This is a genomic window from Streptomyces sclerotialus (assembly GCF_040907265.1).
In the GTDB taxonomy this organism is placed as follows: Bacteria; Actinomycetota; Actinomycetes; order Streptomycetales; family Streptomycetaceae; genus Streptomyces; species Streptomyces sclerotialus.
In genome coordinates this window covers 4,064,224-4,080,869 of sequence record NZ_JBFOHP010000002.1, presented here as the reverse complement: position 1 = coordinate 4,080,869, position 16,646 = coordinate 4,064,224, and the positions used below count along the sequence as shown (strand labels likewise).

Sequence of the window (16,646 nt, the reverse complement as noted above, 5' to 3'; positions counted from 1 at the left end):
GCTTCTCACCCCATGTAAGGCGCTGATCAAGGGGGCGGAAACCGCCCCGGTGGCCGTCGTGCTGGCCCTGCGACGGGAAGTCCTGCCTGGTCAGGCGGGGTTCGGCAGTGGACGGACCGGAGTGGTTGCGGCCCGGCCGGCGGCGGCGCGGCGGTGTACGGGATGTACAGAAGGCACGCGGCGGAAGGGATGCGCGGAAGACGCGCTCGGAAGCGGCGACAGATGGCGCTCGCGATGCGACCGAGGTCCACGTGGCGGCGCTGCACCAGGAATCGCGGGGGCTGCACGGCCCTGGAACCTGGCGGTGATCAGGTGTTCACGTCAAGCACATGTCCAAGGTCGGCGACCATCCCCGGTTCGGATGAATCCCGTACCTGCCCTAGACTTCTTGATGTGCGTGGTGACGGACGACTCAACCACGACCTGCTCCCCGGTGAGAAGGGTCCCCAGGACGCCTGCGGCGTCTTCGGTGTCTGGGCCCCGGGAGAAGAGGTCGCCAAACTCACCTATTTCGGGCTGTACGCGCTGCAGCACCGTGGACAGGAGTCTGCGGGCATCGCAGTGAGCAACGGCTCACAGATCCTGGTCTTCAAGGACATGGGTCTCGTCTCGCAGGTCTTCGACGAGACCTCCCTCGGCTCTCTCCAGGGCCACATCGCCGTGGGCCATGCCCGCTACTCCACCACCGGTGCGTCCGTGTGGGAGAACGCCCAGCCGACCTTCCGTGCCACCGCGCACGGCTCGATCGCGCTCGGCCACAACGGCAACCTGGTGAACACCGCCGAGCTGGCCGAGCTGGTCGCCGACCTGCCCCGTGAGGGCGGCCGGGCGACCCAGGTCGCGGCCACCAACGACACCGACCTGGTGACGGCGCTGCTGGCCGGCCAGGTCGACGAGGACGGCAAGCCGCTGACCGTCGAGGAGGCCGCGCCGCGCGTCCTCCCCAAGGTCAAGGGCGCCTTCTCGCTCTGCTTCATGGACGAGAACACCCTGTACGCGGCCCGTGACCCGCAGGGCATCCGGCCGCTGGTCCTCGGCCGCCTGGAGCGCGGCTGGGTGGTCGCCTCCGAGACCGCGGCGCTGGACATCTGCGGCGCCAGCTTCATCCGGGAGATCGAGCCCGGCGAGATGGTCGCCATCGACGAGGACGGCCTGCGGACCACCCGCTTCGCCGAGGCCCGCCCCAAGGGCTGCGTCTTCGAGTACGTCTACCTCGCGCGTCCCGACACCGACATCGCCGGCCGGAACGTCTACCTCTCCCGCGTGGAGATGGGCCGCAAGCTGGCCGCCGAGGCGCCCGCCGACGCCGATCTGGTGATAGCGACGCCCGAGTCCGGTACGCCGGCCGCCGTCGGCTACGCCGAGGCCAGCGGCATCCCCTTCGGCTCCGGTCTGGTGAAGAACTCCTACGTCGGCCGGACCTTCATCCAGCCCTCGCAGACCATCCGCCAGCTGGGCATCCGGCTGAAGCTCAACCCGCTCAAGGAAGTCATCCGCGGCAAGCGCCTGGTGGTCGTCGACGACTCGATCGTCCGCGGCAACACCCAGCGCGCCCTGGTGCGCATGCTCCGCGAGGCCGGCGCCGCCGAGGTCCACGTGCGGATCTCCTCCCCGCCGATCAAGTGGCCGTGCTTCTTCGGCATCGACTTCGCCACCCGCGCCGAGCTGATCGCCAACGGTCTCTCGGTCGAGGAGATCGGCAAGTCCCTGGGCGCCGATTCGCTCGCGTACATTTCCATCGACGCCATGGTCGAGGCGACCACGATCGCCAAGCCGAACCTGTGCCGCGCCTGCTTCGACGGCGAGTACCCGATGGACCTGCCGGACCCGGAGCTGCTGGGCAAGCACCTGCTGGAGTCGGAGACCGAGGGCCGGGCGACGTCCGACGTGGACGGCGTCCAGACGCTCACCGCCGGGGTCGGCGGCGCCGACGCGCTGCGTCGCCCGTAGAACCCCTGCAAGACGACACGAAAGCTCTCAGCCATGTCTGCTGAATCTCCTGGTGCCAGCTACGCGAGCGCGGGCGTCGACATCGAAGCGGGCGACCGCGCCGTCGACCTCATGAAGGAGTGGGTGAAGAAGGCCACCCGCCCCGAGGTCGTGGGCGGGCTCGGCGGCTTCGCCGGCCTCTTCGACGCCTCCGCGCTCAAGCGGTACGAGCGCCCGCTGCTCGCCTCCGCCACCGACGGTGTGGGCACGAAGGTCGACATCGCCCGCAAGATGGGCGTGTACGACACCATCGGCCACGACCTCGTCGGCATGGTCGTGGACGACCTGGTCGTCTGCGGCGCCGAGCCGCTGTTCATGACCGACTACATCTGCGTCGGCAAGGTCTACCCCGAGCGGGTGGCGGCCATCGTCAAGGGCATCGCCGAGGGCTGTGTGCTGGCCGGCTGCGCACTGGTCGGCGGCGAGACCGCCGAGCACCCGGGCCTGCTCGGACAGGACGACTTCGACGTCGCGGGCGCCGGTACGGGCGTGGTCGAGGCCGACCGCGTCCTGGGCGCGGATCGCATCCGTAAGGGTGACGTGGTGATCGCCATGGAGTCCTCCGGCCTTCACTCCAACGGGTACTCACTCGTTCGCCACGTGCTCTTCGACCGGGCCGGCATGGCGCTCGACCAGGACGTGCCGGAGTTCGGCCGCACCCTGGGCGAGGAGCTGCTGGAGCCCACCAAGATCTACTCGCTGGACTGCCTGGCGCTCACCCGTACCACCGATGTGCACGCCTTCTCGCACATCACCGGCGGCGGCCTCGCGAACAACCTCGCGCGGGTCATCCCGGACGGGCTGCACGCCACGGTCGACCGTTCGACCTGGACCCCTGGCGCGGTCTTCGACCTGGTCGGCAAGGCCGGGTCGGTCGAGCGCCTGGAGCTGGAGAAGACCCTGAACATGGGCGTCGGCATGATGGCCGTCGTCCCCCAGGAGTCGGCGGACGTCGCGCTCGCCACTCTCGCGGACCGGGGCGTCGACGCCTGGGTCAGCGGAGAGATCGTCGAGCGCGGTGCGCACGCCGAGGCCGTGACGCTGACCGGTGACTACGCGAGCTGAGGCCCGCCTCGCACCGCAGGGCAGCACAGAACCCGGTCCGGGCGATGCGCCGGACCGGGTCCGTGATGCTGCTGTGGCTGCCTTGAACGCGCGGCGGCGTCAGGCGCGACGACGCTGGTCGGACGAGTCGCCCTCGTCCTCCTCATCGTCATCGTTGTTGTACAGGTCGGCGTACCGTGCGTACGGGTCGTCGTCCTCGTCATCCTCGAACGGCTCACCGTTCGGCGGCTGCTGTGCCGGCGTTGCACCCAGCTCTTCGGCCAGGCGTGAGAGATCAGTCCCACCGCTGTTGTACTTCAGCTGGCGGGCGACCTTCGTCTGCTTGGCCTTGGCCCGGCCGCGCCCCATGGCTCGACCCCCTCAACGACGGGGCTCGACGGCCCCAGAGTCTTGACACGCGTTCATGATTCAGAGCGGACTCTCGACGGAGAGTCCGGCCCGTAGGGCTTTAACGGTACCTGCTTCCGCGGCCATACGGTACGTCGCCCGCACCACCGGCCGCCCGGCATGACTCGCGGGACGCCCCGTACCCGCTGGTCAGCTGCGATTTTAACGTGTCGCCTCCGGCGACCCGCCGGTGGGTGGTGAGGGATGTCTCCTTCATCAGCCACCGAGCGTGTCGCCGGAGCAACTCCACGGTCACCGTCCGGGTCCCGGGGAGGTGGCGGAGGTCACGCGGAGCGGGCCTCCGCCATCCGCAGTTCGGCGAGCCGGTCGGCCGCCGCGGCCGGCGGAATGCCGTCCGCCTTCGCACGAGCGAATATTGAAAGTGTCGTGTCGAAGATCTTTCCGGCCTTCATTTTGCACCGGTCGAAGTCGAACCCGTGCAGCTCGTCCGCCACCTGGATGACACCGCCCGCGTTGACCACGTAGTCGGGCGCATAAAGGATTCCGCGGTCGGCGAGGTCCTTCTCCACGCCCGGATGGGCGAGCTGGTTGTTGGCCGCGCCGCAGACCACCTTCGCGGTCAGAACCGGTACGGAATGATCGTTGAGCGCGCCGCCCAGGGCGCACGGCGCGTACACGTCGAGGCCCTCCGTACGGATCAGCGCCTCGGTGTCGACGGCCGCGCGGACCTGCGGATGGTTGGCCAGAATTCGATCCACCGATTCGGGCCGTACGTCCGTGATGACCACATCTGCCCCGTCTTCGAGCAGATGTTCGACGAGGTGCCGGCCGACCTTGCCGACGCCCGCGATGCCCACCTTCCTGCCGCGCAGGCTCGGATCGCCCCACTGGTGCTGCGCGGCCGCGCGCATGCCCTGGAAGACGCCGTAGGCGGTGAGTACGGAGGAGTCGCCGGCGCCGCCGTTCTCCGGCGAACGGCCGGTGGTCCAGCGGTTCGTGCGGGCCACGACGTCCATGTCGGCGACGTACGTACCGACATCGCAGGCCGTGACGTAACGGCCGCCGAGGGAAGAGACGAAACGGCCGTAGGCCAGGAGCAGTTCCTCGGTCTTGAGCACTTCGGGATCACCGATGATCACGGCCTTGCCGCCGCCGTGGTCCAGGCCCGCGAGCGCGTTCTTGTACGACATGCCGCGGGAGAGGTTCAGCGCGTCCAGCACGGCCTCCTCCTCGGAGGCGTACGCGTGGAAGCGGGTGCCGCCCAGGGCCGGGCCGAGCGCGGTGTTGTGGATCGCGATCACGGCCTTCAGGCCGCTGGCGCGGTCCTGGCAGAGCACGACCTGCTCGTGGCCGCCCTGGTCGGTCCGGAACAGGGTGTGCAGGACACCGCCGTCGGCGTGGACTGGGGAAACCCCCGGCACGGAGTGCTCGGAGGCGGGACGTACGTCGGTCACTGTGGTGACTCCCATAGTCGCGGTGGACGCCCTCGGGTCGTTCCCCCCGCTTGTGGCAGGGGAAGCGGGGGGAGGGCCGGTCGAGGGCAGCGTATGACCTTCGGCGGCCGTTGATCGGCACAGTGCGGAGGATCACCCCTTAGTGGGGGACGGGCATGGGACGATTTGCGCATGCCGGGCCGCTCGCGGGGAGGCAACTCCCGGCGGCGCGCTCCTGCTTGGCAGACTCCCCTGTGGCGGACTTCCCTCGCGGTCCCCCTCCGGAGGACCGACAGAAGAATGGAGCGGGCGTGGCCCTGGCGTCATCGGTGATGGTCCCGTACGCGGCGTATCTACGGGTCTACGAACCGCTGGCAGCGTTCCCCGAGCCGGAGCGCTCCCACTGGGCGCGCTACGCGAAGCGGGAGACCACCCCCACCGCCCAGGACGAGCTGCGGCGCTCGCTGGCCGACCTGCTGCCGACCCCGCCCGTCGCGGTGCCCGTGCACGAGAGCAGCGACGCGTTCGTCGCCGTCGTGGACGGCGTGACGTGCGTGTGCCCCTGGCGGACGCGGCTCCGCGGCTGGCAGGCGCTGGAGGAGCTGCCCGAGCGGCTTCCCGGCCCGGTGCTGGACGCGGCCCTGCCCCCGGTCGTCCGCCGGCAGGCCGCCGCCGACTACGAGCGGTGGCTGGATCGCAACCCTGACGCCCGGCCCTGGATCCGCACCGCGACCTGGCACGTGCCGGTGCGCTGGTTCGTGCTCTTCGACGACGCGGAGCGTGAGTACACGAAGGGTGACCAAGGGCTCGTGCTGCGTTACCGGACGCCGATGGTGGAGGCCAGGCGCCGGGTCGCACGCGGGCTGCGCACGCTGCGGGACGCGCTCGAAGAGGGGCCGCTGATCGACGGCCTGGTAGATGTGGGGCGCTGGCTGGAGGAATTCCACCCGCGCGCTCTCGTGGAGCTGGACTACGGAGGACTGGTGCACGCCGTCCCCGAAGGACAGCTGGCCGAGGACCGTTCCGCGGCGGAAGTGGCGGAGGGGCTCGTGGCGCTGCGTGAGGGCGACGGGGAGCGGGCCGGCGTGGCGTACGAGAAGCTGTCGGACCGCTGGCGTGAGATCCGGGAGCGGCAGTACGCCAGCTGACCGCCGGGCTTCGGGTGATCATTTTCGGAGGCACGCGTCGTAACGGCGCGCGCCTCGGTTGTGCGCCCCCGGCGGACGCACCGGCGCGTACCTACGGGTGGTGGGCTGCGGGCTGTCCCTGTGCGGTGGTTGAGGGCTTTCCGTGCGGTGGCGTCCGATCGCGTGCACTGGTCAGGAGGTAGGGGACCTAGGTCCCGATACGGGTCAAACCGTAAAACAGTGACCTAACGCACTGACTTCGGGCCTTGCCACCAACTACCACCCTCGTGCCAAAATAGGACAAGGAGCCTGACTGGGGCTCCTTCCGTCCAACTAAGGGCGGATAGATCGGTATTGCACTCCTTGGTGGGACTGGTGACGCCTGATCACGTTGTGACTGATCGTCACAGTGGCGTGACTGTCCGCTATGGCACGGTCCATCGGCTTCCGCCGAGGTTGAACACCTGAGAGGGCAATTCCATCGGTTTGGCCGACGCGGCTGGACAGATGGTGTAGTTGTAGTGCCGAGGACAAGCCGTTCGTCCTATAACCGACTCGGCCCGCGTCCGCCATTTCGGGCAACGCGGGTCAAGGTGCAGAATTTAGAGGAAAGAACCGTGATGGTTCGGTTCTCCCGAGGAGGCCGCTCATGACCGCTCGCACCCCTGACGCCGAGCCGCTGCTGACCCCTGCCGAGGTTGCCACGATGTTCCGTGTCGACCCGAAGACGGTGACCCGCTGGGCCAAGGCAGGCAAGCTCACGTCCATCCGTACGCTCGGTGGACACCGGCGCTACCGCGAGGCTGAGGTCCGCGCACTGCTCGCGGGTATCCCGCAGCAGCGCAGCGAGGCCTGAAAAACCGCATAACCGGGCATTTTCGGGTCCCCCAACCCGCCTGATGCCCATAGAGCACCACATAGCTCGTTATGACGCGGAGCCTGCCCCAACAGGCCCCACACCCGCAGCACATGGGTACGTCATCGATCGCGCTGGACTCCGCCGGGTCCAGCGCGATCTTTTTTGTGCGTTCGTGTGCTCTTCGGCGCGCGGGGCGCACATCGGCCGGCCCCGCGATCCGGGCCGTCTCCGCAGCCCGGGCGGTAGCTCTTGGTCACCGCCCACAGGGGACTCCTAGGGAGCGGTCCCGGTACTCGCCGGTACAGCCGGGCGGCTGCCGGGTGGGCGGTGCAATTGCACATATTAAATTGACCACCTGTAGGCAGGGCGTAAGTTCCGCTGATCCCAAAATCCGTACGGTGACACCCGTCACAGGCGCCACCGGTTGTACCGATGACGCCCGCTGCGGTAGTGCACAGCGACCACTTCCCCACACCAACACCCTCTCACCGCACGGGAGCTGACGGAGGCGCCATTGGTCACCTGGGGAGCGGACTTTCGTCCTTGGTCCGGACCACGCGCGCGGAAATGGTGGCGCGAGGGGCCGCCCGGAGCGCCGATGGCCCCGAAGAGGGCGTCACGCGCCGCGTGCGGGCCGCGGAGGCGGTCCTGGGCGATGAAGAGAGGGCGGCGGCGGGAACGGCCGCAGAAGGCGGCACGGAGACGATCTTGGTCTGCGGGGGTTCCGCAGTGTGGTCGAGCGCCAGCCGCAGGAGCCGGCGGCACACCGGGCAGAGCCGGGTGGCGTGCCGGAAGCGCGCGGCGGCGGCCAGATGTGCCCGGAGCAGCGCGCCGGTCGAGTGGTTCCCCGCTGCCGTCATCGCCCGCACCTCCCGTGCCCGGCTCTGCTTCGTGAGTACCGGCGGCAGGTGACGCCGTCAAGAAGCGGGAGAAGGTGCGGCAGGCCGTATCCGCTGAGCGACGGAGGTCGCGAAGGGTCGTGTCCGGTCGCTGAGTACGGCAAAAGGGCCCGCATCCTGACCGGATGCGGGCCCTTCAAGTGCGGTCCTGACGGGATTTGAACCCGCGGCCTCCACCTTGACAGGGTGGCGAGCACTCCAAACTGCTCCACAGGACCTTGTCGCCGGCGCCCCTCTCGGGTGCCTGCGAAGCAAGACTCTACAGCAGTTCAGAGGGTGGGTCGAACTCGCTGCCGGAGAAGGGCCTGGTCGGCGCCCGTTCGTGACCCAGCGCACACCGCGCCGGGCCCCGGACGCTTACGGCGCGGCCGCGTCCACCGCCTTCATGATCCGCTTGTCGGAGACCGGATACGCCGTGCCCAGCGCGTGCGCGAAGTAGCTCACCCGCAGCTCCTCGATCATCCAGCGGATCTCCAGGGCCTGCTGCGGCACGGGACGCCCCGCCGGGAACTGCTCCAGCAGCCAGGCGAATTCGTCCTGCATCTCCTTCACCTTCGCCATCCGGGAGCGGTCCCGCTCGGCGTTGGCGGGCATCTGCTGCAGCCGGCGGTCGGCCGCGACCAGGTACCGCATGAGGTCCGGCAGCCGCTTGGCGCCGTGCTCGGTGACGAAGCCCGGCTTGATGAGCGCCGCCAGCTGCTCCCTGACGTCCGTGACCGAGGACAGCAGCACCGGCGAGGTGGTGTCTTTCAGCCACCGCTCGCACGCCTGCCAGGCCGCCAGCACCTCGCGCACCTGCTGCACGGTCTTCATCGTGGCGTCCACCAGGTCGGCCCGGACCGCGTCGAAGAGCTTCTTGAACCCCTCCTCGTCCCAGGCCGGGCCGCCGTGCGCGGCGATCAGCCGGTCGGCCGCGGCGGTCACGCAGTCGTCGAAGAGCGACTGGATCGAGCCATGCGGATTGCTGGAGAGCGCCAGCTTCTGCTGGTTGGTGAGCTTGCTCTGCGCGAACTTGGCCGGGTTCGACGGGATGTTGAGCAGGATGAGGCGGCGGGTGCCGGCCCACATCGCGCTCCGCTGCTCGGCCTCGGTGTCGAAGAGCCGTACGGCCACCGAGGAGCCCTCGTCCACCAGCGCCGGGTACGCCTTGAGCGGCTGGCCCGCGCGCCGCGTCTCGAAGGTGTGGGGGAGCGTGCCGATGGTCCAGGAGGTCAGGCCCGTGCGCTGCTCCGGCCCCGCCGGGCCGGCGGCCGCGCCCTCCTTGCCGGGCTGCCCGCCCTGCTTCTGGGACGCCTGCTTCTGGGCCGCCTGCTCGAACGCCTTGGAGATCGCCGCCCGGGTCTTGGGTTTGAGCTTCAGCTGCAGCGCTTCGAGGTCCTTGGCCTCGGCGAGCTTGCGCCGCCGCTCGTCGACCACCCGGAACGTGATCTTGAGGTGGTCCGGCACCTTGGACAGATCAAAATCAGCCGCGTCGACCGGCACGCCGACCATCCGCTGCAGGCCCGCCGCCAGCGACGCCGTCAGCGGGCCCTGGAGGGGAACCGTCTCGTCCAGGAAGCGGGCCGCGAAGTTCGGGGCCGGGACGTAGTTCCGCCGGATCGGCTTGGGCAGCGACCGGATCAGCTCGGTGACCAGCTGTTCGCGCAGGCCGGGGATCTGCCAGTCGAAGCCCTCGGCAGAGACCTGGTTCAGCACCTGGAGCGGGATGTGGACGGTCACGCCGTCCGCGTCGGCGCCCGGCTCGAACTGGTACGTGACCTTGAACTTCAGCTTCCCCTGCCGCCAGGAGTCCGGGTAGTCGTCCTTGGTGACGGCCTCGGCGGTCTCGTTGATGAGCATCGAGTGCTCGAAGTTGAGGAGTTCGGGCTCCTCCTTGCGCTTCTTCTTCCACCAGGAGTCGAAGTGCGCACCGGACACGACATGTTCGGGGATGCGCTGGTCGTAGAAGTCGAAGAGTGTCTCGTCGTCCACGAGGATGTCGCGGCGCCGCGCCCGGTGCTCCAGCTCCTCGACCTCGCCCAGCAGCTTCCGGTTGTCGTGGAAGAACTGGTGGTGGGTCCGCCAGTCGCCCTCGACCAGGGCGTTCCGGATGAAGAGGTCGCGCGAGGTCTCCGGATCGATCCGGCCATAGTTGACCTTGCGCTGGGCGACGATCGGTACGCCGTAGAGCGTGACCCGCTCGTACGCCATCACCGCGGCCATCTTCTGTTCCCAGTGCGGCTCGCTGTACGTCCGCTTCACCAGATGCTGGGCGAGCGGCTCGACCCATTCGGGCTCGATCTTCGCGTTCACCCGCGCCCACAGGCGGGACGTTTCGACCAGCTCCGCCGACATGATCCAGCGCGGCGGCTTCTTGAAGAGCGCCGAGCCGGGGAAGACCGCGAACTTGGCGCTGCGGGCGCCCAGATATTCGTTCTTGGCGTCCGTGTCCTTCAGTCCGATATGCGAGAGCAAACCGGCGAGCAGGGACGTGTGGATCTGCTCCGGGGCCGCGTCCTGCTCGGAGAGGTGGACGCCCATCGTCTTGGCGACCGTACGCAGCTGCGTGTAGATGTCCTGCCACTCGCGTATCCGCAGGTAGTTCAGGAACTCGTTGCGGCACATCCGGCGGAACGCCGACGAGGACAGCGCCTTCTGCTGTTCCCTGACGTACCGCCAGAGGTTCAGATACGCCAGGAAGTCGCTGGTCTCGTCCTTGAAGCGGGCGTGCTGCTGGTCGGCCTGCTGCTGCTTGTCGGCGGGCCGCTCGCGCGGGTCCTGGATGGACAGCCCCGCGGCGATGACCATGACTTCGCGTACGCAGCCGTTGCGGTCGGCCTCCAGGACCATCCGCGCGAGCCGCGGGTCCACCGGCAGCTGGGAGAGCTTCCGGCCGGTCTGGGTGAGCCGCTTCTTCGGGTCCTTCTGCTTCGGGTCGATCGCGCCGAGCTCTTCGAGGAGCTGCACGCCGTCCTTGATGTTGCGGCGGTCCGGCGGGTCGATGAAAGGAAACTTCTCGATGTCGCCGAGGCCGGCCGCGGTCATCTGCAGGATGACGGACGCGAGGTTCGTCCGCAGGATCTCCGCGTCCGTGAACTCCGGCCGGGATTCGAAGTCCTCCTCCGAATACAGCCGGATGCAGATGCCGTCGCTGAGCCGGCCGCAGCGGCCCTTCCGCTGGTTGGCGCTGGCCTGCGAGATCGGCTCGATCGGCAGCCGCTGCACCTTCGTGCGGTAGCTGTAGCGCGAGATGCGGGCCATGCCGGTGTCGATGACGTACCGGATGCCGGGGACCGTCAGCGAGGTCTCCGCGACGTTCGTCGCCAGGACGATCCGCCGGCCCGAATGGCGCTGGAAGACGCGGTGCTGCTCGGCGTGCGACAGGCGCGCGTACAACGGCAGCACCTCGGTCTCGCGCGCCAGTGCGCCGCCCCGGTTCAGGCGTTTGGTGAGCGCGTCCGCGGTGTCCCGGATCTCCCGTTCGCCGGAGAGGAAGACCAGGATGTCGCCGGGCCCCTCGGCCTGCAGCTCGTCCACGGCCTCGCAGATCGCGCTGACCTGGTCGCGGTCGGCGTCGTCGGAGCCTTCCTCCAGCAGCGGGCGGTACCGCACCTCCACCGGATACGTACGCCCGCTCACCTCGATGATCGGCGCGTCCCCGAAATGCCGGGAGAACCGTTCCGGGTCGATCGTCGCCGAGGTGATGACGACCTTCAGGTCCGGCCGCTTCGGCAGCAGCTGCGCCAGGTAGCCGAGCAGGAAGTCGATGTTCAGGCTGCGCTCGTGCGCCTCGTCGATGATGATCGTGTCGTACTGGCGCAGCTCGCGGTCCGTCTGGATCTCGGCGAGCAGGATGCCGTCCGTCATCAGCTTGACCAGCGTGTCGCCGCCGACCTGGTCGGTGAAGCGGACCTTCCAGCCGACCGCCTCGCCCAGCGGGCTCTTCAGCTCCTCGGCGACCCGCTCCGCGACCGTACGGGCGGCGATCCGGCGCGGCTGGGTGTGGCCGATCAGGCCCTTCACCCCGCGGCCCAGCTCCAGGCAGATCTTGGGGATCTGCGTCGTCTTGCCCGAGCCGGTCTCACCCGCGACGATCACGACCTGGTGGTCGCGTATCGCCTCCAGGATGTCGTCCTTCTTCTGGCTGACCGGCAGCTGCTCCGGGTACGTGATCTCCGGAACGGCGGCCCGGCGCTGCTCGACGCGGAGCTGGGCTTCGTCGATGCCCTGGGCGATCTCGCCCAGCACGGCGGCCCGCGCCTCGGGCTTGCGGATCCGGCGCGCGCCGTCGAGACGGCGGCCGAGTCGCTGCTGGTCACGCAGCATCAGCTCGGGCAGCTGCGCCAGGAGAGCGGGCAGGACGGGAGCACCCTCGGGCGTGGCGCCCCTGGGCGCGGCGGAGGCAGGCTGACTGGACATACGCGATCCAGGATCTCACCTCGCCGAAACGACTGGCGAACGAATTGCGGCCGGGCGGCCCCCGGGAGGGCCGGGCCCGGCCGGATATGGGCGTTCCGGACGGCGTCGGCGCGGGCCGGACATGGGCGCTCGCGGTGCCGTCGGCGCGGGCCGGGGAGAATGTCCGCGATGGGTGTTTTAGCGTGTTCTCATGTCCGATGATCATGACGCCGCACCCGCTGACCGTGACGCACCCGCTGACCGTGACGCACCCGCCGACCGTGACGCACCCGCCGCTCGTGAAGCGTCCGCCGACCGTGCAGCGCCCGCAGCCGGTGGAAGGGCCGCCTCCGGTGGAGGGATCTCCGGCCAGGAGGCACCGGCCGACCGCCCGGCGCCCGTCGCGCACGGCGCGCACGCCCGGTCCCGGACCGCGGCCGAGAAGTGGGCGGCCTTCAAGAAGTCGCCGTTCCTGCCCGCGACCGTCCTGATCTTCATCCTCGCGGTCGCCGCCGGTCTCTTCGCCGGCTCGTACACCTACTCCATGGCCAACCCGACCCCGCACCGCATCCCCACGGCGCTCGTCGGCGCCCCGGACGACGCCCGCGGCAAGGCGTTCGTCCAGGGCATGGAGAAGGCCCTGAACGCGTCGCTGGAGCTGCACGACTACCGGACGTACGCGCAGGCCCGCGAGGCGATCGACGAGCAGAAGGCGTTCACGGTCATCAGCGTGGACGGCTCGGGCGTACGAATGGATCTCGCCAGCGCCTCGGGCTCCTCGGTGAGCCAGCTGCTCCAGCAGGCCGCGCCGCAGGTCGGCAAGAAGGCCGGCGTCCCGGTCACGATCAAGGACATCAAGCCGGTGCAGCCCGGCGACCCGCGCGGCCTGGCGCTCTTCTACGTCTCGCTCGCCGCGGTGATCATCGGCTTCGTCGGCGCGATCCAGCTGAGCGTGCACGCGCGCGGGCTCAACCCGGCCGAGCGGATCGCGTTCACCCTCGCGTACGCCCTGCTCGGCGGCTTCTCCGTCGCCGCGGTCGTCGACTGGCTGCTCGGCGCGCTGACCCTGCCCTTCGTGCAGTCCTGGCTGATCCTGGCGTTCACCATGTTCACGTCCGGCATGGTCTTCACGATGTTCAACACCCTGATCGGCCGCTGGGCGATGGTGCCGACCTGGGGCCTGATGGTGCTGCTGGGCAACCCCTCGTCCGGCGGCGCGGTCTCCTGGCCGCTGCTGCCGTCCGTCCTCGGCCACATCGGCCAGTGGCTGCCGCCGGGCGCCTCGGTGAACGCCCAGCACACGGCCGTCTATTTCCCCGGCCACCAGCACGTCTTCCCGTACCTGGTGCTGGCCGGCTGGTCCCTGCTGTCCTGCACGGTCTTCTGGGTCTGGCGCCACCGCCACCCGGGCGGGCGCTCCACGGCCCCTGCCCACGCGGCGAACTGAGCGAGCCGACGCCCCGCGCGCCCGGCGGGGCCGACAGCCCACCGGGCGCGCGGTGCGGGTGCGGGGCGCCGAGGCTTACGGGTGGTACTTCTCCTCGACCGTCTCGGCGGCGCCGGACTTGGTGCTCATGGTGACGCGGACGGTCACGCTGCCGGTCTTCGCGGCCTTCTCCAGCTGCTCCACGGTGCACTCCGCGGTGCCGTAGCCGTCGTCGCCGAGCGCCACGCCGTCGTCGGGGTCGTCGGAGCAGATCGCGGCCGCGCCGAGCACCTTCGTGGCGTTGGCGACGAAGAACGCCTGGTCCGTGCCGCCGTCCTCGGGCTTGACGATCAGCTTGCCGGGCGCGAGGTACTCCAGCTTGCCGACGACCGTGCGGTGGTTGCCGGCGTTGGCGACGCCGCCTCCCTCAGGGGCGGACCCGCTGTCGGTGGTGGGCGCCGGCGCGGACGTGCCGCCGCCGTCCTGGCCCTGCGCGGCGGAGCCGCCCGAGGAGGAGCCGCCAGAGGAGGTGCCCGTCGAGGAGGAGCCGCCGGTGTCCCGGCCCGAGGCCGAGTCGGCGGTGGCCGACGAGCCCGGGGAGCCGGCGGAGCCCGCCGCCTGGGAGTCCTGCCCTCCGCAGGCCGTGACCCCCAGGCTCAGCGCCGCGGCGGCGACGAGGGCGGCGGCGATACGGCGGCCGGAGCGGCCGCGGAGGCGGTGGGTGGCGGTGGCGGTGTTCATCGTCTTCTCCCGTTGCACGTTGCACGTTGCGCTGTGCTGTCGTCGTTGTCGTCTCGCTCCCGGACGACAACCAGCCTCGAAGACCGGGCTGGCGTCCCACTAACGGACGGCTAACGCCAGGTCAGCGGCGTACGGGCAGCACCGTCACCGGCCGGGGAACCGGAGATGGCCTGGTTGAGCGCAGCCACGCGGCGTCCCGGTTCCGGCCCGTGGCGGTGGCGGTGGCGGATCGCAGAAGGAGCGCGGCGGACCGGATGACGGCCGCTGCTGCACGCGATACGTAGCGCCCAGGCCGACGAGTCGTGTGCCGCTGTGGGCGTACGGACTGGCGTACTGAGCAGACAAAAAACCCCGGCGGGAGATCCCGTCGGGGTTTTTTCGCTGTTCAGCGGTTGTGGCTGGGGCCGGGGTCGAACCGGCGACCTTCCGCTTTTCAGGCGGACGCTCGTACCAACTGAGCTACCCAGCCACGCGACTCGCGAGGAATCGCAGCGGTCCTGACGGGATTTGAACCCGCGGCCTCCACCTTGACAGGGTGGCGAGCACTCCAAACTGCTCCACAGGACCAAGCTTTGTGCGAGCACTAGTCTCGCACAGGGTGTTGCGTGCCCCCAACGGGATTCGAACCCGTGCTACCGCCTTGAAAGGGCGGCGTCCTGGGCCACTAGACGATGAGGGCTGATGGCCCACCTGAGCGCCTTGTCGGCGCCGTCGGGGACGTGAGAAGCATATGGGATGGGGGGACGGTTCGCCAAAACGGTTTACGAAGAGGGGCTCGGTGAGGTCCGTGACGGCGTGCCCGACGGGGTGGCGCCGGGCCGGTTGTCGGCCGGGAGATGGCGGCTGACCTCGGCTTTCGACAGGCCGAGCCCGCCGAGTGTGATCTCGTCCCAGGCCTGGAGGCGGCGCGTCTCGCGGTCCAGGTAGAGCACCGAGGTCTGCACCTGTTCGGGTGTCGCGCCCTCGACCGCGCGCAGTCCGCCGCCACCCGTGGAGCCCTCGATCATCAGCCGGGTGCCCTTCGGGAGCACGCGCGTGTCGCGGTGGTGGACGTGGCCGGCGAGCACCAACGGGACCTGGCCGTCGGTCTCGGACGCGGCGACCGGATTGTGCGCCAGCGCGATGTCGGCGGGCGTACGGGCACGGGAGAGCGTGCGCAGGGCCTCGGCCAGACGGCGCCCGGAGGCACGTTCCGCCTTGTCCCCGGACGCGGCCACCGAGCGGTCCGGGGTGAACTGCGGGTCGCCGATGCCCGCGATCCGCAGCCCTCCGGCGCGTACGGAGGTGCCCTCGTCCACGACGTGCACGTTCTTCAGCTTCTTGCTCTGCTGCAGGTACTTCTGCGTCGTCATCGAGTCGTGGTTGCCGCGCACCCAGACGTACGGGGCGCCGAGCGTGCCGATCGGGTCCAGGAAGTGGTTCTCGGCGGCCGTGCCGTGGTCCATCGTGTCGCCGGTGTCGATGATCACGTCGATGTCGTACTGCTTCACCAGGGACTTGATGATCTGCCAGGCGGCCGGGTTCAGATGGATGTCCGAGACGTGCAGGACGCGGACGGTGGTCGGGTCCGGCTGGTACGCGGGCAGCGTGGAGGTCACGTCGTAGAGCTTGGTGACGTTGGTGACCAGGCGGGCCAGCTCCTTCTGGTAGACGTCGAACTCGCTGACGATGGAGCGGGCGTTGCCGACCACGGAGGGCGCGGAGGACAGCAGCCCGGAGAAGCGGGGTTCCAGTACGGACTTGGGGTTCCAGGTGGCGTACGCCATACCTCCGGAGGCCGCGAGCAGCACGAGGGCGAGGCCGCCGGCGGCCAGCGCGCGGCGCGGCCGGCGGTAGACCGCGAGGCCCAGCGCGGTCGCGCCGGAGACCACCGCGACGGAGGAGCGGAGGGCGAGGTCGGCGGTGCCGCGCTCGACGTCCCGGGTGACCTCGGCCTGCAGCCCGGAGAACCGTTCCGGGTGGTCGACCAGGGCCTGGGCGCGCGCCGGGTCCAGCTGGTCCACGTCGACGTCCAGCCGTATCGGGGCGTGATGGCTCTCGAGGTCCAGCGCGCCCAGCGGGGACACGTTGATCTTCGTGCCGCCGCTGAGGGACGGGCGCAGCGCCATGGTCGTGTCCACAGGGCCCACGGGCGTGCGGACGCTGCCGACGATCAGCAGGCCGAGCCAGGCGCCGAGCAGCGTCACGGCGATCAGTCCGAGGGTGCGGGCATACGGGTGCGGTGTGTGCGTCAGCGTGAAGGTGGGCGCCTGGTGGTGGGCGCGGTAGTGCCGCAGGGCGGCGGCGGGGGCGCTCCGTACGCGGTCGTACGCGGCACGGAGCAGCCGGAGCACGGAGGAGCCGGGGGACGGCCCCCCGGACGGCGCGGTGCGGGCCATTGTG

12 protein-coding genes and 4 tRNA genes are annotated in these 16,646 nt (G+C 69.9%); 5 read left to right on the top strand and 11 right to left on the bottom strand.

Going from position 1 to position 16,646, the window contains the following annotated elements:
* Window positions 1-26: 26 nt before the first annotated feature.
* Window positions 27-287, bottom strand: coding sequence for a putative leader peptide (locus AAC944_RS18140; RefSeq protein ID WP_368397229.1), 261 nt, complete (start codon window positions 285-287; stop codon window positions 27-29).
* 106 nt (window positions 288-393) lie between these two features.
* Here AAC944_RS18140 and purF point away from each other — a divergent pair, with 106 nt between their 5' ends.
* Window positions 394-1,950, top strand: coding sequence for an amidophosphoribosyltransferase (purF, locus tag AAC944_RS18135; protein ID WP_030623489.1), 1,557 nt, complete (start codon window positions 394-396; stop codon window positions 1,948-1,950).
* A gap of 33 nt (window positions 1,951-1,983) precedes the next feature.
* Complete coding sequence (purM, locus tag AAC944_RS18130; RefSeq protein WP_030623486.1) at window positions 1,984-3,054, top strand: phosphoribosylformylglycinamidine cyclo-ligase; 1,071 nt, start codon at window positions 1,984-1,986, stop codon at window positions 3,052-3,054.
* A gap of 99 nt (window positions 3,055-3,153) precedes the next feature.
* Here the strand turns inward: purM and AAC944_RS18125 are convergent, their stop codons facing one another.
* Window positions 3,154-3,402, bottom strand: coding sequence for a DUF3073 domain-containing protein (locus AAC944_RS18125; protein ID WP_030623483.1), 249 nt, complete (start codon window positions 3,400-3,402; stop codon window positions 3,154-3,156).
* Window positions 3,403-3,725: 323 nt separating this feature from the next.
* Window positions 3,726-4,871 carry a Leu/Phe/Val dehydrogenase gene (locus AAC944_RS18120; protein ID WP_030623480.1) on the bottom strand — a complete coding sequence of 382 codons (1,146 nt, stop codon included), beginning with the start codon at window positions 4,869-4,871 and terminating at the stop codon, window positions 3,726-3,728.
* A gap of 275 nt (window positions 4,872-5,146) precedes the next feature.
* Here AAC944_RS18120 and AAC944_RS18115 point away from each other — a divergent pair, with 275 nt between their 5' ends.
* Window positions 5,147-5,983, top strand: coding sequence for a DUF8083 family protein (locus AAC944_RS18115; protein WP_030623477.1), 837 nt, complete (start codon window positions 5,147-5,149; stop codon window positions 5,981-5,983).
* 628 nt (window positions 5,984-6,611) lie between these two features.
* Window positions 6,612-6,818, top strand: coding sequence for a developmental transcriptional regulator BldC (bldC, locus tag AAC944_RS18110; protein ID WP_003949541.1), 207 nt, complete (start codon window positions 6,612-6,614; stop codon window positions 6,816-6,818).
* Between the two features lie 521 nt (window positions 6,819-7,339).
* On the opposite strand, the gene AAC944_RS18105 is transcribed toward bldC, so the two are convergent.
* The 3 genes from AAC944_RS18105 to hrpA form a co-directional block, all read right to left on the bottom strand.
* On the bottom strand, window positions 7,340-7,681 hold the full coding sequence (locus AAC944_RS18105; RefSeq protein WP_078888948.1) for a DUF6274 family protein: 342 nt from the start codon (window positions 7,679-7,681) through the stop codon (window positions 7,340-7,342).
* 182 nt (window positions 7,682-7,863) lie between these two features.
* Window positions 7,864-7,938: transfer RNA gene (locus tag AAC944_RS18100), tRNA-Asp, on the bottom strand.
* Between the two features lie 139 nt (window positions 7,939-8,077).
* On the bottom strand, window positions 8,078-12,118 hold the full coding sequence (hrpA, locus tag AAC944_RS18095) for an ATP-dependent RNA helicase HrpA (protein ID WP_030623470.1): 4,041 nt from the start codon (window positions 12,116-12,118) through the stop codon (window positions 8,078-8,080).
* A 190-nt stretch (window positions 12,119-12,308) separates the two neighbouring features.
* On the opposite strand from hrpA, the gene AAC944_RS18090 reads away from it, so the two are divergent.
* The gene (locus AAC944_RS18090) at window positions 12,309-13,544 is read left to right on the top strand and encodes an ABC transporter permease (RefSeq protein ID WP_368397228.1); all 1,236 of its coding nucleotides are present in this window, start codon (window positions 12,309-12,311) and stop codon (window positions 13,542-13,544) included.
* Between the two features lie 75 nt (window positions 13,545-13,619).
* Here the strand turns inward: AAC944_RS18090 and AAC944_RS18085 are convergent, their stop codons facing one another.
* The 5 genes from AAC944_RS18085 to AAC944_RS18065 form a co-directional block, all read right to left on the bottom strand.
* Window positions 13,620-14,264 carry a hypothetical protein gene (locus tag AAC944_RS18085; protein ID WP_030623465.1) on the bottom strand — a complete coding sequence of 215 codons (645 nt, stop codon included), beginning with the start codon at window positions 14,262-14,264 and terminating at the stop codon, window positions 13,620-13,622.
* Window positions 14,265-14,659: 395 nt separating this feature from the next.
* A tRNA-Phe gene (locus tag AAC944_RS18080) sits at window positions 14,660-14,733 on the bottom strand.
* 23 nt (window positions 14,734-14,756) lie between these two features.
* Window positions 14,757-14,831, bottom strand: a tRNA-Asp gene (locus AAC944_RS18075).
* A gap of 39 nt (window positions 14,832-14,870) precedes the next feature.
* Window positions 14,871-14,943, bottom strand: a tRNA-Glu gene (locus AAC944_RS18070).
* An 82-nt stretch (window positions 14,944-15,025) separates the two neighbouring features.
* Entirely contained in the window at window positions 15,026-16,642 is a 1,617-nt protein-coding gene (locus tag AAC944_RS18065; RefSeq protein WP_030623450.1) for a metallophosphoesterase family protein, read from the bottom strand.
* Window positions 16,643-16,646 lie beyond the last annotated feature (4 nt).